The organism is Tateyamaria sp. syn59 (genome assembly GCF_007995245.1).
In the GTDB taxonomy this organism is placed as follows: domain Bacteria; phylum Pseudomonadota; class Alphaproteobacteria; order Rhodobacterales; family Rhodobacteraceae; genus Tateyamaria.
This window is the reverse complement of sequence record NZ_VCBA01000001.1, coordinates 196444-219097: the sequence shown is the minus strand read 5'-3', so window position 1 is coordinate 219097 and position 22654 is coordinate 196444. Positions and strand designations below refer to the sequence as shown.

The window sequence follows — 22654 nt, the reverse complement described above, 5'->3', positions numbered from 1 at the left end:
GTGAAGGGCCCTGATTTCAGGACCCGTTCATGAGTGATCCGCTCTTACGTTTGTCATCGCCGCAGCCTGTCGCGCGGCGGCCACGTCCCGCAGTCCCTGTGGGGCGGCAGTTGGTGAACGCGGGGCTGATCAATCAGACAACGCTGCTTGATGCGCTCAGCAAACAGCACAGGCTCGACGCGCCGCTGGGCGAGATCCTGGTGGCAGATGGCCATGTTGCCCCGGACGACGTGCTGAACGCGCTGGCGGTTCAACACGATGCTGACCGCGTGGATCTGACCGTTGATCCGCCAAACCCGCTGATGGCGCAGGCCGTTCCGGTGCATCTGTGCCAAAGTTTCGGCGTGGTCCCGTGGCGGTGGATCGGCAACACGCTGCTTGTGGCCACGACACGTCCGGACCGCTTGCCCGATCTGGCGCGCGCCCTCGATCAACCTGCATGGGCCGTGCTGCCCGTGCTTGCGCCGATCGACCAGATCCATGACCAGATCACCGCGATTTACGGGGCCGCACTGGCGCACAACGCCGCGTATAAGGTGCCCGAGGCGCTAAGCTGCCGAAACTGGACGCCGCGCAGACATGCGCGCGGTCTGGCGATCTGCATCCTCATAGCGGTGCTGTTGGTCAGCGTCCTGTACCCTGCCTGGGTCGCGACACTGGCCATCGGCTGGGCCGTTCTGACACTCATGATGACAACAGCGCTGAAACTGGCCGCCTTGGTCGCGCGATTGACCCACCACATCCCGGCACAGACCGAGCCGATGCCACCGCAGCTGCCCGAACGGTTGCCGCGCGTCTCTGTACTGGTGCCGCTCTTCAAGGAGGAGCGCATTGCCGACGCGCTGATCAAACGCCTGTCCCGGCTGACCTACCCAAAGGCTCTGCTGGATGTCGTGCTGGTCCTCGAAGCCAAGGACAATGTGACCCGCGCCACACTGGCCCGCACGCAATTGCCCCAGTGGATGCGGGTGATCGAAGTGCCGGATGACGGCACCATTACCACCAAGCCGCGCGCTTTGAACTATGCGCTCGACTTCTGCAAGGGCGACATCATCGGCGTCTGGGATGCTGAAGACGCGCCAGAGCCGGACCAGATCGAAAAGATCGTCGCGAAATTTGCAGGAGCGCCACCGGATGTGGTGTGTCTGCAGGGAATGCTCGACTATTATAACGCGCGGCACAACTGGATGGCGCGCTGTTTCACCATCGAATATGCGAGCTGGTGGCGCCTTGTCCTGCCGGGAGTAGAGCAGCTTGGCATGGTGCTGCCGCTGGGCGGCACGACCCTGTTCTTTCGCCGTGACATCCTTGAGGAGTTAGGGGGATGGGACGCCCACAACGTGACCGAGGATGCCGATCTTGGCCTCCGTCTTGCCCGGCGTGGGTACCGCACCCAACTGATCCGCACAGTCACCTACGAAGAGGCCAATTGCCGGGCCTGGCCCTGGATCAAGCAGCGCTCGCGCTGGCTGAAGGGGTACCTGATCACCTATTGCGTGCACATGCGCAAGCCTGGCGACCTGCTACGCGATCTGGGGTTCAAACGGTTCTGTGGCGTGCAGGCGATGTTCTTCGCCACCGTCTCGCAATTTGCAGCCCTGCCCATCTTGTGGAGCTTTTGGCTGCCAGCCGCCGGGTTGCCGCACCCGGTGGTCGCGACACTCGGTCAGGCGGTGATCTTGCCCATCACCATTTTCTTTATTTTCGCTGAGATATTGAACCTGACCATAGGCATCATGGCCGTCTCAGATCGGAACCACCGGCACCTTGTGCCTTGGGTTCTGACGCTGCCATTCTACTTTCCGCTGGCCGCCGTTGCCAGCTACAAGGCCCTGTACGAGATGGTTTGCGCACCGTTTTACTGGGACAAGACCCAACACGGCACGGCCACGGGCGACATTGTGCGGCCCCTGGGGTCCGAAGATGGAAAGATGCCCTAGGCCTCGTCTCGCCGCGTTTCGGCATCCTGTTTCAGCCGCGTCATGAAGGCCACCGAGATATGGTCTCGCAACGCTTTGCCCGCTGCCGCTTCATCCTTGGCCTCAATGGCCCGGACAATCCGGTCATGCTCTTCTTGTGCAATACGGGTCCGTCCGTCAGCAGCCAGCGACGTCGTCGCCATCAGCGCCATCGTCCGGTGCACCAGGTCCAATTGTTGCACCAGATAGCGGTTGTGAGAGGCGAGGTGGATCTGCGTGTGAAACCGCCGATTGGCGCGCGCCAGCGCAGGCGGGTCGTTGACCAGTGCGTTGTCGGCCTCGACCATCTCGCGCAGGATACGGACCTCTTCTGCCGTCGCGTGCTGCGCAGCAAGCGACGCGGCGAGCCCTTCCAGTTCGCGGCGCACGACATAAAGCTCGGACATCTGGTTGTGATCCAGCGACGCCACGATCAGACTGCGCCCGTCACGCGACAACAGCGATTGCGTTTCCAGGCGCTGCAACGCCTCGCGCACCGGCGTGCGGGACACGCCGAAGCGTTCGGCCAACTCGCTCTCCACCAGCCGGTCACCGGGGCGATAGGTGCCGATGTCGATAGCCTCGAGGATCATGGAATATGCATCGGTATTGTTGGGGCGTGGGGCAGGCATGGCATCTTCGCAAGTCGTTGTTTTTCAATACCGTAGTGCGGGCACCCCGCCCGGCGCAACCCCAACGGCTTGCAGATGCAGGCGCCACGGCCTATGCCCGAACCCATGCCAGCCGCCGATTTCACACATGTCCGCACCTGGGTCTTTGACCTCGACAATACCCTCTACCCGCCGTCCGTGCGTCTGTTCGACCAGATAGAGGAGAGAATGCGAGCCTATGTCATGGACGCCCTGAACGTGACACGAGCCGAGGCCGACCGTCTGCGCGTCCACTACTGGCACACCCATGGCACGACGCTCGCCGGGCTGATGCGCGAACATGACCTCGACCCGCTCCCGTTCCTCGATGACGTGCATGACATCTCATTCGATCAGCTGACGCCCGACACCAACCTCGCCGCCCGGATTCGCGATCTCCCGGGGCGCAAGATCGTCTACACCAACGGCTCTGCACCCTATGCCCAACGGGTGATTGAGGCGCGCGGGCTGAGCGGCCTTTTCGATGCGACCTACGGCGTGGAGCATGCAGATTTCCAACCCAAGCCTCAGCGCGCTGCATTTGTCCGTGTCTTTGACCGCGACGGGCTGGCACCGGAAGAAGCGGCGATGTTCGAAGATGAGCCCCGCAACCTCGCCGTGCCGCACGACATGGGCATGCGCACCGTCCATGTGGCGCCCGCGCGCGCGGACGGTGACCACATCCATCACCATACCGATGACCTTGGCGACTTCCTCGCGCGGCTGACAGGGTAGGACAGGATGCCGCCTTGGCCGCGCGACATGGCAGCATAAGTTTGGCTCTGGAGGCGCGACATGACCCAGACATGTGACATTCTGATTTCCGGCGGCGGCATTGCCGGGCTGACGGCGGCTGCAGCCTTTGGCACAGCCGGTTTCGACGTGATGTGCGTCGATCCAACACCGCCCATCACTGATAGCGATGCGGACGGCGCCGACATGCGCACGACGGCGATGCTGCAACCCGCACGGGGGCTGTTGGACCGGGCCGGCGTATGGGATGCACTTGCACCCCATGCCGCCGCCCTCGATGTGATGCAGATTGCGGATGCCGCGACCGAAACCGGTGCCGTGCGCGAGGTCAAAGCATTTCGGGCATCGGACGTATCCGACCTGCCCTTCGGCTGGAATTTCCCGAACTGGCGCCTGCGGCGTGAATTGATGGCACGGTTGAACGCGCTTGACACCGTGGACTTTCGCCCCGGCACCGGCACCACACGATTTCTGGGCCGCACGGCAGAGGCGCGCGTCGGGCTGAGCGATGGCACATCCGTGAAGGCCCGCCTCGTCATTGCGGCCGACGGGCGCAATTCGCCCATGCGGCAGGCGGCCGGGATCGGCGTCACCACACGGCGCTACGGTCAAAAGGCACTTGCCTTCGCCGTCACGCACCCGATCCCGCACGACAACGTCTCGACCGAGGTGCACCGCAGCGGCGGCCCGTTCACGCTTGTGCCGCTGCCCGACCGGGATGGCATGCCCTGCTCTGCCGTTGTCTGGATGGATGAGGGGCCAAAATCCGTGGCGCGGATGGCGCTTGAGACAGAGGTGTTCGAGGCTGAGATGACCGAGCGCAGTTGCCACATCCTCGGCCCACTCAAGCTTGCATCGCGCCGGTCTATCTGGCCCATCATCAGCCAAATCGCGGAGCGTCTGAATGGCACCCGGCTGGCCCTGATTGCAGAGGCGGCACATGTGGTGCCCCCGATCGGTGCACAGGGACTGAACATGTCGCTGGCCGACACGTCCACCCTGCTGGATCTGGCCGTTGCATCGCCCGACACGATGGGCGATGCGAAGATGCTGGGCGCGTATCACGCCGCCCGCTATCGCGACATCCGGATGCGGGTGACTGGTATTGATCTGCTGAACCGCACGAGCCAGGCAACGTCGCCCATGATGCGCGACGCGCGCGCCATGGGGCTGAAAGCACTGCACGAGGTCGCGCCCGTGCGTAAAACCCTTATGAAACTGGGCCTCGGCGTTCAGGCAGCGGGCTAAGGCAGAGGACACCTCCGCCTTACGAGCACCTTACAACACCTGGTCAACAACCCGCTTCAGCCGCGCAACGGTGCCGTCGACATCATAGAGCTTGTCGAGGCCAAACAGTCCCAGCCGGAAGGTCCTGAAATCGGTAGGCTCATCACATTGCAGGGGCACCCCGGCCGCAATTTGCATGCCCTCTGCTGCGAACCGCTTGCCAGTCTGTATATCGGGATCGGCCGTATAGCTGACAACAACGCCGGGGGCGCCAAAACCATCCGCCGCTACTGACGTCACGCCCTTTTCGGCCAACATCGTACGCACGGCACCGCCCAACGCCCACTGAGCATCCTTCAGCTTGCCAAAACCATACGCCTGCGTCTCCTTCATCGTGTCACGGAAATCCCGCAGCGCATCGGTGGGCATCGTCGCGTGATAGGCATGCCCGCCACCTTCATAGGCCGCCATGATCTGATGCCATTTCTTAAGATCGATGGCAAAGCTGTCGGATGTCGTCTCTTCCATCCGGGCCATAGCCCGGTCCGATAGCATCACAAGTCCGGCACAGGGCGACGCGCTCCATCCCTTTTGCGGGGCCGAGATAAGCACGTCGACGCCAAGGGCGCGCATATCGACCCAGGCGCAACCTGACGCGATGCAATCCAGCACCATCAGCGCACCTACCTCATGCGCAGCAGCCGCCATCGCGGCAATGTAGCCGTCCGGCAGGATCACACCCGCGCTCGTCTCCACATGCGGGGCAAAGACGACATCCGGCTTCTGCTCGCGGATCGCATCCACCACGGTATCGATGGGTGCTGGCGCAAAAGGAGACGGCGACGCATTTCCGGTCTGGCGCGCTTTCAATACGGTCGTGTTGGCTGTCAGCCCGCCCGTCTCGAAAATCTGGCTCCAGCGATAGGAGAACCAGCCGTTGCGCACGACAAGCACGTCGGCGCCGCGCCCAAACTGCCGCGCCACGGCTTCCATCCCGAACGTACCGCCACCGGGCACGACGACCACGGCGTCGGCGGCATACACCTCTTTCAACATGGCAGAGATGTCATTCATCACGCCCTGAAATGCTGCACTCATATGGTTCAGCGACCGGTCGGTGAAGACGACGGAAAACTCCTCAAGCCCCTGAGGGTCAACGGTATCAAGCAAAGCGGCCATAGTGGTGTCCTTTTCTCTTTTCGACACGACATAGCGGGTCGCGCCGCGGCAAACAAAGCCTATCACGGTATACATTCGCGGCAGTGCGGCATGGCCCGTCGCCAATGGGAAACCTTGTCAGCCAATCGGCCCCGGACGGCGCTCTTCACTCAACAAAACATTGGCCTCTACCTCGCCCGCTCCGGGTAGCGTCATGATGCGACGGCGCAAGACGCGCTCGAAATCCGGCAGGTCGCGCGCGACAACACGCAAACGGTAGTCATAGAGGCCCAGCACGTGCTCCACCGTCTGCACTTCGGGAATGGCGGCGACGGCACGCTCAAAGTCCTCAAGGCTCACGCGACCTTTCGTTGCCAGCTTCACGCCCAGAAAGACGGTCACGCCAAATCCCAACTTCTCGGCATCCAAAGCCAATCGCTGCCCCCGGATGACACCTGCCTCGCGCAACCGCTTGATGCGCCGCCACGCGGCGGGTTGCGACAGGCCACACGCCCGGCCAATCGCCCCCGCCCCTTGCCCCGCATCCTCGGCCAGCAGGCGGAGTATGGCAAAATCCGTATTGTCGAGATCGATCACAGCGGCAACGCCTCATCGCTTTTGATCCGGGCCACATGCATCAACGCCTCAATATCTGCGATATGCGGCAGGGTGAGGATGCGCGAGCGATAGAGGTGCTGATAATGCGCCATGTCTCGCGCAATCACCGACAGGCGTACATCAACCCGGCCAAGAAAGGTCTGGATCTCGATGACTTCCGGCACCTCGCGCGCGGCCCGAATGAATTCGTCAAAGGCCCGCGCCTGCGTCTTGTCTAGCGTCACCCGCAACGATACCTCGACCGCATAGCCAAGTGCGGCCCAATCAATCACCGCCTGCACCCCCTTGACCAAGCCAGCATCACGCAGCCTGGCTTGACGCCGCGCCAATTGCCCCGGGCTGACCCGCGCCCGCTCGGCCAATTCCGCCGGTGCCAAGGAAGGATCAGCCTGCCACTGGCGTAGAATGCGACGATCCATATCATCAAGCATGATTTCCTCGCATATTCTTAAAAGGACGAATGATCATAACCTCATTGTTCCAAAAATATGCAAATTGCAACGCTGACCAGTGGCGAACCCTTCCCTATAACGCGGCCCAGACTTGAAACTCCGGAGGGAAAACCATGCGCGTTTACTACGACCGCGATTGCGACATCAACCTGATCAAAGACATGAACGTGGCCATCCTCGGCTACGGCTCCCAGGGCCACGCCCACGCCCTGAACCTGCGCGACAGCGGTGCAAAAAACGTGGTCGTCGCCCTGCGCGAAGGCTCGCCATCCATCGCCAAGGCCGAAGGCGAAGGCCTGAAAACCATGGGCATCGCCGAAGCAGCCGCCTGGGCCGACCTGATCATGTTCACCATGCCCGATGAACTGCAGGCCGAAACCTACAAGAAATACGTCCACGACAACATCCGCGAAGGCGCTGCGATTGCCTTCGCCCACGGCCTGAACGTCCACTTCGGCCTGATTGAACCCAAGCCCGGCATCGACGTCGTCATGATGGCCCCCAAGGGCCCCGGTCACACCGTGCGCGGCGAATATGTCAAAGGCGGCGGCGTGCCCTGCCTCGTGGCCGTCGACAACGACGCCTCGGGCCGCGCTCTGGAAATCGGTCTATCCTACTGCTCCGCCATCGGCGGTGGCCGGTCGGGCATTATTGAGACCAACTTCCGCGAAGAGTGCGAAACCGACCTATTCGGTGAACAAGCCGTGCTCTGCGGTGGTCTGGTCGAGCTGATCCGCATGGGCTTCGAGACACTGGTCGAAGCGGGCTACGCCCCCGAGATGGCCTATTTCGAGTGCCTGCACGAAGTGAAGCTGATCGTGGACCTGATCTACGAAGGCGGCATCGCCAACATGAACTACTCGATCTCGAACACGGCCGAGTATGGCGAATACGTCTCCGGCCCGCGCGTCCTGCCCTATGACGAGACCAAGGCGCGCATGAAAGCGATCCTGACCGACATCCAGACCGGCAAGTTCGTGCGCGACTTCATGCAGGAAAACGCGGTCGGCCAGCCCTTCTTCAAAGGCACACGCCGCATCAACGACGAACACCAGATCGAAGCCACGGGTGAGACCCTGCGCGGCATGATGCCGTGGATCTCGGCTGGCAAAATGGTCGACAAATCAAAGAACTAAATCAGGCTCTTCATGTTTCGGGAAAGGCCGCCGCAAAGGCGGCCTTTCCTTTTTCCATGACAAGAATTGCGCGACTTTTCGGATCTCGGCGCATCCAGCCCTGATCCTCCATCCGCGTCAGCATGGCACGGCCAAGCGATCCTGCCAGATGGTTCCGCCGCTCTGACCAGTCCAGACAGGTCCGGCACACAAGCGCCCGACCAGCTTCCAGACCGGCGACATCAATCCCGAACCCCGTCACAAAGTCGCGGCCCGCGCCAGTCAGTGCGACGTCCTCGCCGTCTTCGACCAGCAAACCGCGCCCGATCATACTCCGATACATCTGCACGCCCATCCGCCCGGCCAGATGGTTGTAGCACACCCGCGCCACCTGCATCTGCGCATCTTTCGGCCCCGTCCGCACCCGCGTGGCACCCTTCCGTGCCGCAAGGCCCATCAGCGCCTCAAGCACACCCGCGACCTCGGCATCCGCCAAATTGAAGTACTTGTGCCGCCCCGACTTGCGCGGTGCGATCAACTCCGCCTCGGCCAGTTTCGACAAATGCCCACTGGCCGTCGACAGACCAACGCCCGCCTCCTCCGCCAGTTCAGACGCCGTCAGCGCACGCCCATCCATCAGCGCCGTCAGGATATTCGCCCGCGCCGGATCACCGATCAGCGCTGCGATGTGAGAGATGTCTGGACCTTCCTTCATAGTTTGACCGTAGCCGAAGCATTCCGGTCCGTCAAAGTGCTAGGCCAAGCGCAGCAACGAAAGGACCAATCATGCTGACCTGCATCATCCAGTACCAGATCGACCCCACCAAACGCGCAGCATTCGCCGAATATGGGCAACGCTGGGGCCAGTGCATCCCCCGCTGCGGCGCGGGCCTCGTGGGATATTTTGCACCGCACGAAGGCTCCTCCACCCTTGCCTACGGCATTTATCACATTGAAAACCTTGCCGCTTATGAACAGTATCGCGCCCGCCTCGCAGCCGACCCACAAGGACGTGAAAATTACCTGTTTGCACAATCCGAGAAATTCATTCTCAAGGAAGACAGGACATGGCTGCAAAACGTGTCCGCACCACAGGGAGGCTCCACATGATTGCTGTCATCTTCGAGGTCTGGCCGAAAGACGGCCATCGCACGCCCTATCTGAACCGGGCCGCAGCCCTCAAGGACCACCTGAGCGACATCCCCGGCGTCATCTCGGTCGAGCGGTTCGAAAGCCTCGTTGAGCCGGGCAAGCTCCTGTCCCTGTCTTTTTGGGAAGACGAGGCCGCCCTCGAGCATTGGCGCAAGCTGCCCGAACACCGGGACGCCCAAAGCGCGGGCCGCGAGATCCACTTCGACAACTACCGCCTGCGCGTCGCTGGCGTCATCCGCGACTACGGCATGACAGAACGGGACGAGGCACCCACCGACAGCAAGGCGCTGCATGATCGATAGCCCAAAGATCACGGGCACAAGTTGGCTGATGGTTGCCATCCTGGGATTTACCTGGGGTGGCACCTTCCTTGTGACGGAAATCGCGCTGCGGGGCATCACGCCGTTCTGGTTAGCTGCCGGGCGCATCTGCTTTGCCGCTGTGTTGATGGTGGCCATCTGGCAGAGCTTGGGCGGAAAACTGTTCCACGACGCGACACAGCCGATCACCCGGCTTCAAGTTGTGGCCATCGGCGCCTTCAGCTCCGCCATCCCCTTCATGTTGCTTGCCTGGGGCCAACAATACGTCACCTCGGGCTTCGCAGGCGTCTCAATGGCATCCGTCGCGCTGATTGTTCTGCCACTCTCGCATTTCTTTGTACCGGGCGAACGGATGACGTGGCGGCGCAGCCTCGGCTTCATCATCGGCTTTGTCGGCGTCTGCATCCTGATCGGCGGACAAGCGTTCGAAACCAGCGGCGCGCAGCTTGAAACAGCGGGCCGCATCGCCTGCATCAGTGCAGCCTGCTGCTATGGCATCTCATCCATCCTAATGCGGCGCCTGCCTGCGGTGGACCCCATCGGCCTCTCTGCTGTACTGCTTCTGATCGCCGCCTGCATCACTCTGCCAGCGGCATGGATCGTCGAGGGGCCGCCACCCCTACCCGACACACAAACCCTGATCGTCATCGCCTGCCTTGGCCTGATCCCCACAGCAGCGGCCAACATGCTGCGCGTCTTGGTGATCCGCAGCGCAGGCCCGGTGTTCATGTCGATCACGAATTACCAGGTGCCTGTCTGGTCCGTGGTCATGGGTGCCCTGATCCTGAACGAACCACTACCGCCCAGCTTGCTGTCGGCGATGGCGCTGATCCTTGCCGGTGTCGGCCTCAGCCAATATGGCGCTTTGCGCCGGCTCTTTCAGCGCTGATCCCGCGCTTCATTTCGCCAGATAAACCGCCCCCGGAGGGCCGGGCAGCCTCAGGTCGCGACCGCCGCTTCTACCGCGCTGACCACATGATCAACACTCGCGGTCAACACGGCCTCATCCTCGCTTTCCGCCATAACGCGGATCAGTGGCTCGGTCCCGGACTTGCGGATCAGGAGACGACCATTTCCATTCAACTGCCCTTCCGCTTCGGAAATCGCGGCTTTCACACTCTCCACCTCAAGCGGGGTTTGCCCTGCGGCAAAGCGCACATTCTTCAAAAGCTGAGGCACCGGGTCAAAGACGTGCAGCACCTCGCTCGCTTTTTTGCCGGATTGCACCAGCTCCGCGAGGAATTGCAGACCTGCCATCAGCCCGTCACCGGTGGTGGCGTAGTCCGTCATTACGATGTGACCCGACTGCTCGCCACCCAGGTTGAAGTCCCCCTGCCGCATCCGCTCAACCACGTAGCGGTCGCCGACACCCGTGCGCTCCAACCGCACGCCGTGGCCTTGCAAGTAGCGCTCAAGACCAAGATTCGACATCACCGTCGCCACCAGCGCGTTGTTGCGCAGCCGCCCTTCGGAGGCCCAGCGGGCGGCCATCAGCCCCATGAACTGGTCCCCGTTCCCGACGCGCCCCTTTTCATCCAGCAGGATCACCCGGTCCGCGTCTCCATCAAGGCAAATGCCCACATCTGCGCCATGGGCGACCACCGCTTCGGCGGCGGTTTGCGGGTGCATGGAGCCGCAGCCCTCGTTGATGTTATGCCCGTTTGGCGACGTGCCCACCGGGATTACGGTTGCGCCCAATTCCCACAACGCCTCGGGTGCCACGCGGTAGGACGCACCGTTGGCGCAGTCCACCACCACCTTCAGTCCATCCAGCCGCATTTGCCGGGGAAACGAGGATTTGACCCGCTCGACGTAGCGGAACCGGCCGTCGTCAATCCGCTTGGCCCGCCCGATTGTCCCCGCGGGGACAGGCTCAACCCCTTGAGACACAAGGCTTTCTATTTCAACTTCGGCCGCGTCACTCAGCTTATAACCATCGGGGCCAAAGAACTTGATGCCATTGTCATGCGCCGGGTTGTGGCTGGCCGAGATCATCACGCCAAGATCAGCGCGCATGGAGCGGGTTAGCAAACCAACGGCGGGGGTCGGCACCGGCCCGAGCAGCAGAACATTCATGCCCGTACTGGTCAGCCCAGCCGTCAGCGCGTTTTCGAACATGTAACCAGACAGGCGCGTGTCCTTGCCGATGACCACACGGTGCACGCTGTCACCGTCCCTGCGAAAATACCGCCCCACAGCCGCGCCAATGCGCAGCGCCATCTCGGCCGTCATTGGGGCAACGTTGGCCGTGCCCCGGACGCCGTCCGTCCCGAAGAGTTTTGTCATGTCAGCGATGTGCCACGGATGCGCGCCACAGCGCAATGGCCTGCGCATGGTCGGCGACGTCATGCGCACGGATGATCTGCACGCCTTGGGCGATGGCAACCAACGCCACTCCGACAGAACCGGGCGCACGCGCCGATGCCTCCGGCGCGTTGCCAAGGGTGCCGATGAACCGCTTGCGCGACGCGCCTAACAGGATTGGTACGCCGAGACTGTGAAACAGGCTGATCCGGTTCAGAAGCGCCAGATTGTGGTCAAGGGTCTTGCCAAAGCCGATGCCGGGATCGGCGATGATCTTGTCCTTGTCGATGCCTGCAGCCTGCAAAGCTTCGATCCGCTTCGCGAGGAAGTCGTACACATCCAGCAGCACATCGTCATAGGTCGGATTGTCCTGCATGGTCTGTGGATCGCCCTGGGCGTGCATGACGCAGACCGGCACGCCGCGTGCCGCGCACAGAGGCGCCAGGTCGGGATCGTAGGTGAAGCCGGAGACATCGTTGACGATGCTCGCTCCGGCGTCGAGTGCTGCCTCGGCCACAGCTGCTTTGCGCGTGTCGATGGAGATGGGTGTGGTCACGCCTGCCGCGCGCAGGTCACGGATCACGGGTTCAGTGCGCTCGATTTCCTCGTCCGTATTCACGTTGTGCGCACCGGGCCGGGTGCTTTCTCCGCCGATGTCTAGGATTTCGGCTCCCTGCGCGATCAACGCCTGCCCATGCGCGACGGCATTGGTGCGCGCGGTGTATTGGCCGCCATCCGAGAAACTGTCGGGCGTGGTGTTCAGAATGCCCATGATCTGCGGCGCATCCCACTCACGGTCGAAGCGCGCGCATTCACTGTCGGTGAGGTCGGCGGCATTGACGACGTAGGGAGCTGCATCGCCTGACAGAACCTCGGCATGCGTGAACCAGCACGGGCCACAGTCCACCGCCCCATCCGGCCGGGCTGGTCCAACCTGCATCAACGGACGGATATAACGCATCAGAGCGTCGCCTGATCCACCGGGATTGCGCGCAAGGCAACAGGCGCATCGGTGGGACCATCGTCTCCAATGACCAGCATCTCGCGCACGTCGAAAGTTGCGGCAAACCAGGAGGCGAGCGCCACTGCATCTGCCCCTTTCGCCGAGGGACCATCAACTGCATCGAGCACAATCTTGGACGGCGCCCAGACACAGGCCTGCCCGTTGCGCATGGCCCAATCGAGTTCGGTGCGCGTGTCCACAACCTTGCAGCGCGCATCGCGCGCGGCCAGCACCCACGCGTTCTGTTCAATGGCCAGAAGGTCGATGCGCCGTTGTGCGAGCGGATGGCTGGCCTCAGGTGCTGCGATGTCGGCGGGCCCCACACAAAAAATCACCGGTCGGCCCATCGCTGCCAACTGGTCGATCCACCCGCTCAGGTGATCCGAAGCGATGGCCGCGTTCGACAGATACACCAGTTCGGGGTGCATCACGTCCTCTTCCAGATCTTCGGCGGCGACGGGCCGTGTCGTGCCCCGGCTGCGCACAATCTCAACCCCCAGGGCGCCCGGCCCCCGGTCCAGCTTTTCAATACGGACAAAGACGCGCATCGCCTGCGGTTCCATCAGGATGCGGTCGGCGACACGCTCAGCAAGGGTTTCCAACAGGTTCAGACGCTCGGCTGCCAGTTCATAGGTGATGGCCTCGGTCACCTTGTCATAGGACAGGATGCGGTCCACGTCGTCATCAATGGGGCCTGTCAGCGGGCGCACCTCGACCACGATGTTGAAGCAGATGCGCTGGGTTACGCCACGCTCGGCCTGGAAGGCCCCGATCTCGACCTCGACGGTGTGATCGCGGACCGAGATGCGGTCGAGCGGGGCGGAGGTTGCCGTTGCCTCGGACCGTTCAGACGGGTGGGAGAAGGCGAGGCGGATTTCGGATGCCATGGGTGCGCGGCCTTTGCAGAAGAACTCGCGCCCTTCTAGACAAGCTGTCCCCGCGGGGACAGGGGCAAAGACGCCGCCCCGGCGCCAGAAAACGTCAATTCGACGCGGTACGGAAGGTGTGGCGGTAAAAGACGTGCACGCCGATGGACGCCGTCTTGGTGTAGACCCGGGCCCACCGTGGGCGCACGGCCGTGGTGTGGTAGTGCGTGGCGCCTTTGGTCAGGTCGGGGGCTCGACCGTCAAGCACCGCTCGGGCCACTTTTGACACACGCTCGAAAGCGCGCGGTTCGCGGATGGTTTCGGGATTGCCGTCGCAGGTATAGGTAAACTGGCACTGGTAGCGCTTGCCTGTCCCCTGGTTGATCACACCGCACACATTGTCAGGAAAACGCGCGCTGCGTACGCGGTTCATGATCACCTCGGCCACGGCAAACTGACCCTTGACCGTCTCACCGCGCGCTTCGAAATACAGCGCTTCGCTCAGGCACTTCCAGTGGGCGCCACCTTTGGCCTTGGGCTGGCCGTCCAGCCAACTGCGGGAAAAAGAAACATTCGTTGCCTGTGCCGGCGGTGTGAGCAGATCGCTTAACAGCGCTTGCGATACACCGCGCAAGCCACGCGCCTCGGCCGCGCGCAGCACTTCGCCCGTTGCCGCCGCTTCATCGGCTTCCGATGCAGCAAGCGGAGTGCCCACGAGCATGCAGCACGCCAGAAGCGCCTTCACCAAACTTCGCATTGATCAACCCCAGGATCATTCTTGACCCGCGGCATTTAGTAAAAATTGACCTTTACGTCCAGTTTTGGGGCGATTTGGTCGCACATGGCCGCTATGCATCAGCGTAATATGGCTTGTTACCCAGCACAGAATGCTGAGGATCGGCCTGAACTCGGCTACTTGATTTTGTGGGAAATTGCCAGTTGAGCGGAAGCCAGCCGAGCCACTGGAACCCGGAACGGAGAGCATGAAACATAGTCGAATCCCGCGTTGCGGCAGAACGCAATTGATTCGGGATTGCCGCCGTGCTCGCCGCAGAGTGACAGTGTCACCTCCGGACGCGCGGCACGTCCACGCTCCGATCCAAGCTGCAAAAGCTCGCCCACCCCGTCGATGTCGAGGGAATGGAACGGATCCTCCACGAACACCTCCTGGCGCACGTAGTCGGACATGAACCGCCCCGCATCGTCCCGCGACAGACCATAGGTCATCTGGGTCAGGTCGTTGGTGCCGAAAGACAGAAAGCTGCAATGCTGCGCGATGTCGCCAGCCCGCAAAGCAGCGCGGGGCGTTTCGACCATCACACCCAGCTTGTAGTCGAAGGCGGCCCCCGCAGTCATCGCAACGGTCGTGGCCACGGCATCGACACGTGCGCGCACCAGCTCGACCTCGCGTTTGGCGCTGACGAGGGGGATCATGATCTCCGGTACGACCGGATCGCCGTCGCGGCTCGCCTCGATTGTCGCTTCAAAGATCGCACGGGCCTGCATTTCGTAGATTTCGGGCACGGTCACGCCCAGACGCACTCCGCGCAGGCCGAGCATAGGGTTGTATTCCATCATCGCCTCGATCCGACGGGTCACGTCCGACAGCGGCAGGTTCAGCGCATCCGCCAGCTCGCGCTGGCCGTTCCGGTCCGTGGGCAGGAACTCGTGCAGGGGCGGATCGAACAGTCGGATGCAGACCGGTTTGCCCTGCATGATCTTGAACAGCTGGATGAAATCGGCCCGCTGCATGGGCAGCAGCCGCGCCAACACCGCGCGACGGTCGTCGCTGGTGGCTGCAAAGATCATCTCGCGCATGACGGTCAGGCGACCGGGTTCAAAGAACATATGCTCCGTGCGACAAAGGCCGATGCCCTGCGCATTGAAATTGCGTGCCGTTTGCGCGTCGGCAGGTGTGTCGGCATTGGCGCGAATGCCGATATCGCGTTCCGCATCGGCCCAGTCCATCAGGTCGGTAAAGGCATCGTCGAGCGCTGCCTCCTGCATCTCAGGCGCGCCAAGCAGGATGGTGCCGTTCGTGCCGTCCACCGTCACGATGTCGCCCGCAGAAAGGACGCGACCATCCTGCGTCGTCAATTGCCCCTTGCGCGTCTGAAAGCGCATGTCGCTGACACCCACCACGCAGGGCAGGCCAATCCCCCGCCCGATCACGGCGGCGTGGCTGGTGATGCCGCCGCGTTCGGTGATGACAGCGCTGGCGGCATGCATGCCGCGGATGTCCTCGGGCGAGGTTTCGCGACGCACGAGGATGCAATCCTCGCGTCGGGCGGCACTGGCCTGGGCCTCATTCGATGAAAAGACCAAACGACCGGTGGCCGCGCCCGGACTGGCGGCAATGCCGGTGCCGAGAATGTCACGCTTGGCGTGGCGGTCCACTTGCCTGTGCAGAAGCTCGTTGAGCGTGCGCGGTTCGATCCGCATCAGAGCCTCTTGCCGGGGGATGACGCCGTCACGGGCCAGCTGGACCGCGATGCGAACCGCTGCGCGGGATGACCGAGCCACACGAACGCCGTCTAGAATATGCAAGTGCCCGTTTTCGATGGTGAATTCGACCTGCATCTCTTCGCGCAGTTTGACCCGCATCAGGCGGGCATGGTCGACCAATTGGGCAAAGCCGTCGGGCACCTGATCCTCGAGCGAGGGACCACGCGGGTCGCGGGTGATAAACAGGCTGTTGGCATCACCGCGCAGCGCGTCGCGCCCCTGGCTCTGGCGCAGGTAGCGCCCGGTGATCTGAGGCATGCCCGTCTTGGAGGACACAAGCTGCAGCACTCCGGATCCGCTTTCGCATTGCCCCACTCCGAACGCCATCTGCTGGACCACGAGGCCGAGCCCCGCGTCCGCAGGCGCGCCCTTGGCCTGACGCAAAAGGCGAGCCGATGTCCCCTCCCACGCGCGGGCCATGGATTTCAGAACGCCCGCCAACTGCTCGGCCCGTGTGGCCGGGAACGGGGTTTCGGTTTCGCTTTCGTAAGCTTCAAGCGTTTGCAACAGGGCCTGTGGCCCCTCACCCGTCACATCATCAAACATGTCGGGGTCCAGCCGATCCACGTGGATCGCGTAGCTTTGCACAAAGCGGGTGTAGAGCGCCGAGACGGCATCCACGCCAAGCGTGCCGCATAGCGTCTCGAACCGCGCGTCATTCATGCCGATGTTGAGAATGGCCGATGGACCACCCCAATCGGGGTCCTCGGACGAGGGGCGCACGCACAAAAGCGCGTCGTTCGGGAATTGGTCGAGGATCGCCGGGATGTCCGGCAAGTGACCGCTGGCAATGTCGTGGACCGCGCTGAAGGACAGCGCGACCGTTGTCGGCACCGGCAGGTCCAGCCGCTTGAGGCGCTGCAAGCACTTTGCGCGCCCGCCATGCGTGTCGTTTGCGATAGGAGCGTTGGGCGTGACCAGCGTTGTGTTGGGATTATTCTGCACTGCGGCGATCCTTTCGCCGCGCACCATACCTTGTGACATAGGTGTGACAAGGATTTTGAGCGTCAGTGCAGATGTTTAGGCGCTATGAAGGGGCCAGCCCCCTCGGGCTGCGCCCTCACCCCAGTCGTATTTTCAGTCAGAAGAAGGTGTTAGCCCTCGATCTTGGTGAGGTCCGCGACGGATAGGCACAGGGTGCGGATGCGGCTGAGCAGGTTGAGCCGGTTGCGACGGACGGTCTGGTTGTCCGCGTTGATCTGCACCGCTTCGAAGAAGGCGTCGATGGGGCCGCGCAGGGTGGCCATGGCCTGCATGGCCGATGCGAAATCCTGTGCCTCCATCGCCGGGGCGATTTTGGCTTCGGCGGCGTCCAGCGCTTCGAAAAGCGCCTTTTCTTCAGCTTCCTCGGCGAATTTAATGTCGGCGCCGTAAGAGTATTCGACGCCGTCTGCATCCTCGGCTTGCGTGAGGATGTTGTTGGCGCGTTTGAAGCCCTGGATCAGATTTTCGCCATCGTCGGTGGCGAGGGTTTCGGAGAGGGCGCGGGCGCGATCAACCACAAATTTCAGGTCGTTGTTGCCTTTCTTCATTGCAAGAATTGCATCCACAATATCGTGTCTGATCTCTTGATCTCGCAGAAGAACCTTGAGGCGATCATGCGTGAAGCCGAGCAAGTCAAACGGCTTTTCCTGTTCGAAACCTTCAAACGTCTGCATATGCTTTCGGCATAATCCGAGCAAATCAGCGCTCAAGTTGTTGTCGAGAACTAGTCGTATAATCCCTAACGCCGCGCGCCGAAGTGCAAACGGATCCTTTGACCCGGTCGGCTTCTCATCAATCGCCCAGAAACCCGTCAGCGTGTCCAGCTTGTCCGCCAATGCTACCGCGACCGACACCGGCGCGGTGGGCACATCGTCGGACGGCCCTAGCGGCGAGTAGTGCTCTTCTGCAGCAGCAGCCATAGCCGTGTTCCGGCCAGAGGCTGTGATGTAATACCGCCCCATAAGCCCTTGAAGTTCTGGGAATTCGTAGACCATTTCGGAGCTGAGGTCGGCTTTGGCCAGGCGGGCGGCCTCTTCGGCTTGGGCCTCATCGGCGCCGACGATGGGGGCCAGTTCCTTGGCCAGTGCAGCGATGCGGTTAATGCGGTCGGCTTGGCTGCCCAGTTTGTTGTGGAACGTCACATTTTCAAGGGCTTGCGTCCAAACGCTCATGTCGGACTTGGCGACGCGCAGGTCGTTTTCCCAGAAGAACTTGGCGTCGGCCAGCCGGGCGCTCAGCACCTTTTCGTTGCCTGCGAGGATCGTCGCGCCGTTGTCTGCCGTTTCGCGGTTGGCGACGGTGATGAAACGTTCGATGCGGCCCGTTTTGGGATTGCGGACGGAAAAGAACTTCTGATGCTCCTTCATCGAGGTTTGCAGCACCTCGGGCGGCAGGTCGAGGAAGTCGTCGCCGATCTTGCCCATCAAGACCACGGGCCATTCGACGAGGCCCGCAACCTCCGCCAAGAGGCCCTTGTCCTCGACCACTTCGAGGCCGCTGGCGAAGGCCGCGTTGGTGGCGTCGTGCCAGATGGCCTCAGACCGGTCAGCGGCGTTCAGCACCACATGAGCGCGCTTGAGCTTCTTCTCGTAATCCTCGAAAGAGGTTACAGAAAAGCGGCCTGGCGCCATGAAGCGGTGGCCTTCGGTCGTGTCGGTGAAGGCGATGCCGTCAACCTCTCCCGGCACCACTTCGGTCCCGGCCTCGTCGGTCAGGATGCAGAGGATCGAGTGCAGCGGGCGCACCCATTTGAGCGACCCCGACCCCCAGCGCATGGATTTGGGCCAGGGGAAGGTGCGGACGGTTTGGGACAGCACCTCGGCAATGATCTCAGCAGCCGGGCGACCGGGTTTTTCGATCACGGCGAAAAGGACGTTGCCCTTGGGTGTTTCGCGCTCCTCGACCTGATCGCGGGTCAGGCCCGCGCCGCGCAGGAACCCTTCGATCGCCTTTTCGGGCGCGTCTGCCTTGGGGCCCTTACGCTCTTCGCGGGTGGAGGGGCTTTCGGTCAGCAGCCCCTCGACCGTCAGTGTCAGGCGGCGGGGCGTAGTAAAGGCGGCGGCGGAGGCGTAGGTCAGACCCGCCTCGACCAAACCGTTCGTGACCAGTTTTTGCAGGTCTTCGCCCGCGCGTTTCTGCATGCGCGCTGGGATTTCTTCGGAGAAGAGTTCGATCAGGAGGTCAGGCATTAGTTCGTTTCTCGTTCCGGGCATTCTTCGCCGACGATGGTCCCGTCATAGGCTTTTTCGCCGCAATCGTTGAGTTCGTGCCAGACATAGCCGCGGCCGTCTTCGGTGATGGCGACGATGCGGTCGACGCCGAAATCGACGTTTTTCTGGCCCAGAAAGGGGAGCGCCGTGCCTGCGTCAAGCTCGGCGGCGATGGCGGCGGCGTCGAAGCAGTCGAACCAGCCTGGCGCGTTGCGGGGGGTGGCGTCGTCGAGCCCCACGTAGGTTTCCGTTAGGAGTGCCAGCGACATGTCGGTGGTAAAGCAGGCCCGGTAGCGGATGGGCGAACTGTCGGCGTCAATGGCTTGGAAGTTGTCGAAGGGGATGGGTTCAGGTGCGTCCGTGACGACCGAGACGAGCTGGACGTCCGCCTCGACCACCTCGTCGTAGAAGCCATAGACTTGCAGGTAGTAGAGGGCCGCGCCCGCGATGATCCCACTCAGCACGATGACAATTCCAATGATTTTTCCGCTCACGCTGCGTCCTCGGGCTGCCAGCCGCCGGCGCGGGTCTGGACGAAGGCGTCGGCGCATTGCTTGGCCAGTGCACGGACGCGGCCGATATAGGCTTGCCGTTCGGTAACCGAGATCACGCCCCTTGCGTCGAGCAGGTTGAAGATGTGGGACGCCTTGATGCACTGGTCATAGGCCGGGTGAGCCATGATGATGCGCTTGCCCGTCTTGGGGTCGTCGTGTTCGGCGGCAAGGATCGCCTTGCACTCGTTTTCGGCCTCGACGAAGTGATCGAGCAGTACCTCGGTGTTCGCGGTGTCGAAGTTCCAGCGAGCGTATTCCTCTTCGGTCTGCTTGAAGATGTCGCCGTAAGTCAGCGCGATGGGCGTTTGCGGGTCGTTGAACGGCATGTCCATGACGTGATCGACACCGAGGATATACATCGCCAGCCGTTCGAGGCCGTAGGTCAACTCCCCGGACACCGGGTGGCAGTCATGGCCGCCAACCTGTTGAAAATAGGTGAATTGCGACACTTCCATGCCGTCGCACCAGACCTCCCACCCGAGACCCCAGGCGCCGAGCGTGGGGCTTTCCCAGTCGTCCTCGACAAAGCGGATGTCGTGCAGGTCCATGTCGATGCCGATGGCACGCAGGGAGCCGAGGTAGAGGTCCTGCAGGTCCGGCGGGCTGGGTTTGATCAGCACCTGGTACTGGTAGTAGTGCTGGAGCCGGTTGGGGTTCTCGCCATAGCGCCCATCGGTGGGACGGCGCGAGGGTTGGACATAGGCGGCGGCCCAGGGCTGGGTGCCGAGGCTACGCAGCGTGGTGGCCGGGTGGAACGTCCCTGCCCCGACTTCCATGTCGTAGGGTTGCAGCACGGCGCAGCCCTTTGCCGCCCAGTAATTTTGCAGGCGCAGGATGATCTCCTGAAAGGATTTAGGCGTGGTCACGGTGTCGGACATGGGGGCTGCCATCGGTTAATTCTGCGTGCCTTACCTACGGCCCGCCCCCCGAATGGTCAATTGCGCGCGAGGAGGCTTTTTGCGGGTATTCCACCATTTCCATTGTGGCGAATTCCTGCTTAATCTGCGCCGCAGTACAAGAATGGCACCAAGACCAACCAAGGGGATATGGGCGGATGTTAAAGCGTGTGATTCTGGCGTGGGTGGTGATGCTTGCATCGGTTGCCGGGGCGGCGGCTCAGGAAGATCCCGTCTGGATCCAGATCGAAGCGCAGCCGAACCTGACGGCGGCCACGGACCGCGCGCGCGCCTACGCCGCCGAACTGCCGGATGTGAATGGTTTTGCGCTTGGTGGTGGCTGGTACGGCATCGCGCTTGGCCCCTATGCGCGGTCCGATGCGCAGCAAGTGCTGCGTGTCTATCGGTCCGAAGGTGTGATCCCCCGCGACAGCTACATCGCGCTCAGTTCTGCCTTCCGGCAGCAGTTCTGGCCCGTCGGGGCGAATGTTCTGAACCGTGGTGTCGTCGATGCGCCACTGCCCGCCACACCTGCGGCGCCGACCCCCACGGTGGAAGCACCAGCCCCCGCACCCGCCGACGAAACGCCGGCACAGGCACAGCGCAGTGAGCGGCAACTGAGCCGCGCCGAGCGCGAAGACCTGCAAATCGCCCTGCAATGGGCAGGCACTTATCAGGGGGCCATCGACGGCGCCTTTGGCCGTGGCACACGCAATGCGATGGCTCAGTGGCAAGAGCGCAAGGGCTTTGAGGCCACCGGAATTCTGACCACAAGCCAGCGCGCGGTGCTCTTGCAGGACTACAATTCCGTGCTGGACGGGCTGGGTTTGGATGTCGTGCGGGACGAGACCGCCGGGATCGAGATGCTGATACCCACGGATGTCGTGTCCTTTGAGAAGTATGAGTATCCGTTTGCGCATTACACGGCCACGAGCGATATCGAGGCGACTGTTTTGTTGATCAGCCAGGAGGGCGATCAGACAACGCTGTTTGGTCTCTATGACATCATGCAGACGCTGGACATCGTCCCCCTGGACGGGCCGCGCGAGCGCAAGGACCGGTCGTTCACGCTGGTGGGTAAAGACGCAACGCGCGTTTCCGAGACCCGCGTGGCGCTTGAAAATGGGCAGATCAAAGGCTTTACCGTTGTCTGGCCCGCCGGTGACGAAGAGCGACGCACGCGTTTGATCGAGGAGATGGAGCAGAGCTTTGCCCGGATCGACGGGGTCATTCCGGCCAGCGCTGGCACCTCGGAGCAGGCCATCGACCTTGTCTCGGGCTTGGAAATCCGCAAGCCACGGCTCTCGCGCTCGGGCTTTTTCGTGGATCGGCGCGGGACCGTCCTGACCACGGCAGAAGCAGTTGACAGCTGCACCCGCGTCACCCTTGATTCAGACATCGAGGCGGAGGTCTCAGTGCTGGACGACGCGCGGGGTGTGGCGGTGCTGAAGCCTGAAACAGCCCTGGCGCCCCGAACAGTAGCGCGCTTCTCCGAAGCGCAGCCGCGCCTGCAATCGGAAGTCGCCGCGGCTGGTTTCAGCTTTGAGGGCGTTCTTGGCGCGCCATCCATGACCTTCGGCACGCTCAGCGATGTACGCGGTCTAAATGGTGAGCCTGACCTGTCGCGGCTGGCGATGAATACGCTGCCCGGCGATGCGGGCGGCCCGGTTCTAGATGCAGGCGGCGGCGTGCTTGGCATGCTTCTGCCCGATGCACAGACCGGGCGTGCGTTGCCGGACGGCGTGCGCTTTGCCCTTGATCGGGCGGTGCTGCAGGACGTGCTGTCGCAGGCTGGCATGGCCGCTGCGGGCACCAACAGCACCACACCCATTGATCCGGTTGATCTGTCGGATGCGGCGACCGGTATGACCGTTCTCGTCAGTTGCTGGGACTGACCGCCATTCGTTAAAATCAACAACATTTCGACAC

General features: G+C 62.5%; 21 protein-coding genes. 8 read left to right on the top strand and 13 right to left on the bottom strand.

The genetic code is table 11. The annotated features are described in order from the left end of the window. Nucleotides 1-29: 29 nt before the first annotated feature. Nucleotides 30-1940, top strand: coding sequence for a glycosyltransferase (locus tag FD715_RS01105; protein ID WP_147103957.1), 1911 nt, complete (start codon nt 30-32; stop codon nt 1938-1940). Here the strand turns inward: FD715_RS01105 and FD715_RS01100 are convergent. Continuing rightward, entirely contained in the window at nt 1937-2551 is a 615-nt protein-coding gene (locus tag FD715_RS01100) for a GntR family transcriptional regulator (RefSeq protein ID WP_370455317.1), read from the bottom strand. The two genes, FD715_RS01105 and FD715_RS01100, sit on opposite strands and share 4 nt — an antisense overlap. A 144-nt stretch (nt 2552-2695) precedes the next feature. Between FD715_RS01100 and FD715_RS01095 the strand changes: the two genes are divergently transcribed. Continuing rightward, nucleotides 2696-3343, top strand: a complete 648-nt coding sequence (locus tag FD715_RS01095) for a pyrimidine 5'-nucleotidase (protein WP_147103951.1) — start codon at nt 2696-2698, stop codon at nt 3341-3343. Nucleotides 3344-3403: 60 nt separating this feature from the next. Beyond that, on the top strand, nt 3404-4609 hold the full coding sequence (locus FD715_RS01090; protein WP_147103948.1) for a UbiH/UbiF family hydroxylase: 1206 nt from the start codon (nt 3404-3406) through the stop codon (nt 4607-4609). A 30-nt stretch (nt 4610-4639) separates the two neighbouring features. On the opposite strand, the gene FD715_RS01085 is transcribed toward FD715_RS01090, so the two are convergent. The 3 genes from FD715_RS01085 to FD715_RS01075 form a co-directional block, all read right to left on the bottom strand. After that, on the bottom strand, nt 4640-5767 hold the full coding sequence (locus FD715_RS01085) for an aminotransferase class V-fold PLP-dependent enzyme (protein ID WP_147103945.1): 1128 nt from the start codon (nt 5765-5767) through the stop codon (nt 4640-4642). A 117-nt stretch (nt 5768-5884) separates the two neighbouring features. After that, entirely contained in the window at nt 5885-6343 is a 459-nt protein-coding gene (locus FD715_RS01080) for an Lrp/AsnC family transcriptional regulator (RefSeq protein ID WP_147103942.1), read from the bottom strand. Beyond that, nucleotides 6340-6795: an Lrp/AsnC family transcriptional regulator gene (locus FD715_RS01075; RefSeq protein ID WP_147103939.1), complete on the bottom strand. Its 456-nt coding sequence runs from the start codon at nt 6793-6795 to the stop codon at nt 6340-6342. The genes FD715_RS01080 and FD715_RS01075 overlap by 4 nt, the downstream gene beginning before the upstream one ends. Nucleotides 6796-6929: 134 nt before the next feature. Here FD715_RS01075 and ilvC point away from each other — a divergent pair, with 134 nt between their 5' ends. Continuing rightward, a complete protein-coding gene (gene ilvC / locus FD715_RS01070) occupies nt 6930-7952 on the top strand; it encodes a ketol-acid reductoisomerase (RefSeq protein WP_039687620.1) in 1023 nt (340 codons plus the stop codon). 10 nt (nt 7953-7962) lie between these two features. Here ilvC and FD715_RS01065 read toward each other — a convergent pair whose 3' ends face one another. Continuing rightward, nucleotides 7963-8646, bottom strand: a complete 684-nt coding sequence (locus FD715_RS01065) for a helix-turn-helix transcriptional regulator (protein ID WP_147103936.1) — start codon at nt 8644-8646, stop codon at nt 7963-7965. Nucleotides 8647-8717: 71 nt separating this feature from the next. On the opposite strand from FD715_RS01065, the gene FD715_RS01060 reads away from it, so the two are divergent. From FD715_RS01060 to FD715_RS01050, 3 genes are read left to right on the top strand one after another with little or no spacing between them, the layout of a single operon-like run. Further along, nucleotides 8718-9041 carry an NIPSNAP family protein gene (locus FD715_RS01060; protein WP_147103933.1) on the top strand — a complete coding sequence of 108 codons (324 nt, stop codon included), beginning with the start codon at nt 8718-8720 and terminating at the stop codon, nt 9039-9041. Next, nucleotides 9038-9385 carry an antibiotic biosynthesis monooxygenase gene (locus FD715_RS01055; protein ID WP_147103930.1) on the top strand — a complete coding sequence of 116 codons (348 nt, stop codon included), beginning with the start codon at nt 9038-9040 and terminating at the stop codon, nt 9383-9385. The genes FD715_RS01060 and FD715_RS01055 overlap by 4 nt, the downstream gene beginning before the upstream one ends. Further along, complete coding sequence (locus FD715_RS01050) at nt 9375-10292, top strand: DMT family transporter (protein WP_147103927.1); 918 nt, start codon at nt 9375-9377, stop codon at nt 10290-10292. The genes FD715_RS01055 and FD715_RS01050 overlap by 11 nt, the downstream gene beginning before the upstream one ends. 50 nt (nt 10293-10342) lie before the next feature. Here FD715_RS01050 and glmM read toward each other — a convergent pair whose 3' ends face one another. The 8 genes from glmM to FD715_RS01010 all read right to left on the bottom strand — a co-directional run bounded on the left by glmM (nt 10343) and on the right by FD715_RS01010 (nt 20707). Next, nucleotides 10343-11689: a phosphoglucosamine mutase gene (glmM, locus tag FD715_RS01045; protein ID WP_147103924.1), complete on the bottom strand. Its 1347-nt coding sequence runs from the start codon at nt 11687-11689 to the stop codon at nt 10343-10345. A gap of 1 nt (nt 11690) precedes the next feature. Then, nucleotides 11691-12668, bottom strand: coding sequence for a dihydropteroate synthase (gene folP, locus FD715_RS01040; RefSeq protein WP_147103921.1), 978 nt, complete (start codon nt 12666-12668; stop codon nt 11691-11693). Beyond that, nucleotides 12668-13597: a dihydroneopterin aldolase gene (locus tag FD715_RS01035; protein ID WP_147103918.1), complete on the bottom strand. Its 930-nt coding sequence runs from the start codon at nt 13595-13597 to the stop codon at nt 12668-12670. Before FD715_RS01035 ends, folP begins: the two co-directional genes overlap by 1 nt. Before the next feature lie 94 nt (nt 13598-13691). Further along, nucleotides 13692-14333, bottom strand: coding sequence for a cell wall hydrolase (locus tag FD715_RS01030; RefSeq protein ID WP_223274691.1), 642 nt, complete (start codon nt 14331-14333; stop codon nt 13692-13694). 155 nt (nt 14334-14488) lie between these two features. Beyond that, nucleotides 14489-17065: a putative PEP-binding protein gene (locus FD715_RS01025; protein WP_223274690.1), complete on the bottom strand. Its 2577-nt coding sequence runs from the start codon at nt 17063-17065 to the stop codon at nt 14489-14491. Nucleotides 17066-17175: 110 nt separating this feature from the next. Continuing rightward, entirely contained in the window at nt 17176-19254 is a 2079-nt protein-coding gene (gene glyS, locus FD715_RS01020; RefSeq protein WP_147103915.1) for a glycine--tRNA ligase subunit beta, read from the bottom strand. Further along, entirely contained in the window at nt 19254-19769 is a 516-nt protein-coding gene (locus FD715_RS01015) for a DUF6446 family protein (RefSeq protein WP_147103912.1), read from the bottom strand. The genes glyS and FD715_RS01015 overlap by 1 nt, the downstream gene beginning before the upstream one ends. Beyond that, complete coding sequence (locus FD715_RS01010) at nt 19766-20707, bottom strand: glycine--tRNA ligase subunit alpha (protein ID WP_147103909.1); 942 nt, start codon at nt 20705-20707, stop codon at nt 19766-19768. Before FD715_RS01010 ends, FD715_RS01015 begins: the two co-directional genes overlap by 4 nt. Before the next feature lie 176 nt (nt 20708-20883). Here FD715_RS01010 and FD715_RS01005 point away from each other — a divergent pair, with 176 nt between their 5' ends. Further along, a complete protein-coding gene (locus FD715_RS01005; protein WP_147103906.1) occupies nt 20884-22620 on the top strand; it encodes a serine protease in 1737 nt (578 codons plus the stop codon). Nucleotides 22621-22654: the final 34 nt, after the last annotated feature.

Excerpts from the sequence above, each read along its gene's own strand:
- FD715_RS01050 (WP_147103927.1), top strand. The coding sequence starts at position 9,375 with ATGATCGATAGCCCAAAGATCACGGGCACAAGTTGGCTGATGGTTGCC.
- FD715_RS01055 (WP_147103930.1), top strand. The coding sequence starts at position 9,038 with ATGATTGCTGTCATCTTCGAGGTCTGGCCGAAAGACGGCCATCGCACG.
- FD715_RS01025 (WP_223274690.1), bottom strand. The coding sequence starts at position 17,065 with ATGTCACAAGGTATGGTGCGCGGCGAAAGGATCGCCGCAGTGCAGAAT.
- FD715_RS01060 (WP_147103933.1), top strand. The coding sequence starts at position 8,718 with ATGCTGACCTGCATCATCCAGTACCAGATCGACCCCACCAAACGCGCA.
- FD715_RS01065 (WP_147103936.1), bottom strand. The coding sequence starts at position 8,646 with ATGAAGGAAGGTCCAGACATCTCTCACATCGCAGCGCTGATCGGTGAT.
- FD715_RS01005 (WP_147103906.1), top strand. The coding sequence starts at position 20,884 with ATGTTAAAGCGTGTGATTCTGGCGTGGGTGGTGATGCTTGCATCGGTT.
- FD715_RS01085 (WP_147103945.1), bottom strand. The coding sequence starts at position 5,767 with ATGGCCGCTTTGCTTGATACCGTTGACCCTCAGGGGCTTGAGGAGTTT.
- FD715_RS01075 (WP_147103939.1), bottom strand. The coding sequence starts at position 6,795 with ATGCTTGATGATATGGATCGTCGCATTCTACGCCAGTGGCAGGCTGAT.
- FD715_RS01035 (WP_147103918.1), bottom strand. The coding sequence starts at position 13,597 with ATGGCATCCGAAATCCGCCTCGCCTTCTCCCACCCGTCTGAACGGTCC.
- folP (WP_147103921.1), bottom strand. The coding sequence starts at position 12,668 with ATGCGTTATATCCGTCCGTTGATGCAGGTTGGACCAGCCCGGCCGGAT.
- FD715_RS01010 (WP_147103909.1), bottom strand. The coding sequence starts at position 20,707 with ATGTCCGACACCGTGACCACGCCTAAATCCTTTCAGGAGATCATCCTG.
- FD715_RS01095 (WP_147103951.1), top strand. The coding sequence starts at position 2,696 with ATGCCAGCCGCCGATTTCACACATGTCCGCACCTGGGTCTTTGACCTC.
- FD715_RS01100 (WP_370455317.1), bottom strand. The coding sequence starts at position 2,551 with ATGATCCTCGAGGCTATCGACATCGGCACCTATCGCCCCGGTGACCGG.
- FD715_RS01030 (WP_223274691.1), bottom strand. The coding sequence starts at position 14,333 with ATGCGAAGTTTGGTGAAGGCGCTTCTGGCGTGCTGCATGCTCGTGGGC.
- FD715_RS01090 (WP_147103948.1), top strand. The coding sequence starts at position 3,404 with ATGACCCAGACATGTGACATTCTGATTTCCGGCGGCGGCATTGCCGGG.
- ilvC (WP_039687620.1), top strand. The coding sequence starts at position 6,930 with ATGCGCGTTTACTACGACCGCGATTGCGACATCAACCTGATCAAAGAC.
- glyS (WP_147103915.1), bottom strand. The coding sequence starts at position 19,254 with ATGCCTGACCTCCTGATCGAACTCTTCTCCGAAGAAATCCCAGCGCGC.
- FD715_RS01105 (WP_147103957.1), top strand. The coding sequence starts at position 30 with ATGAGTGATCCGCTCTTACGTTTGTCATCGCCGCAGCCTGTCGCGCGG.
- glmM (WP_147103924.1), bottom strand. The coding sequence starts at position 11,689 with ATGACAAAACTCTTCGGGACGGACGGCGTCCGGGGCACGGCCAACGTT.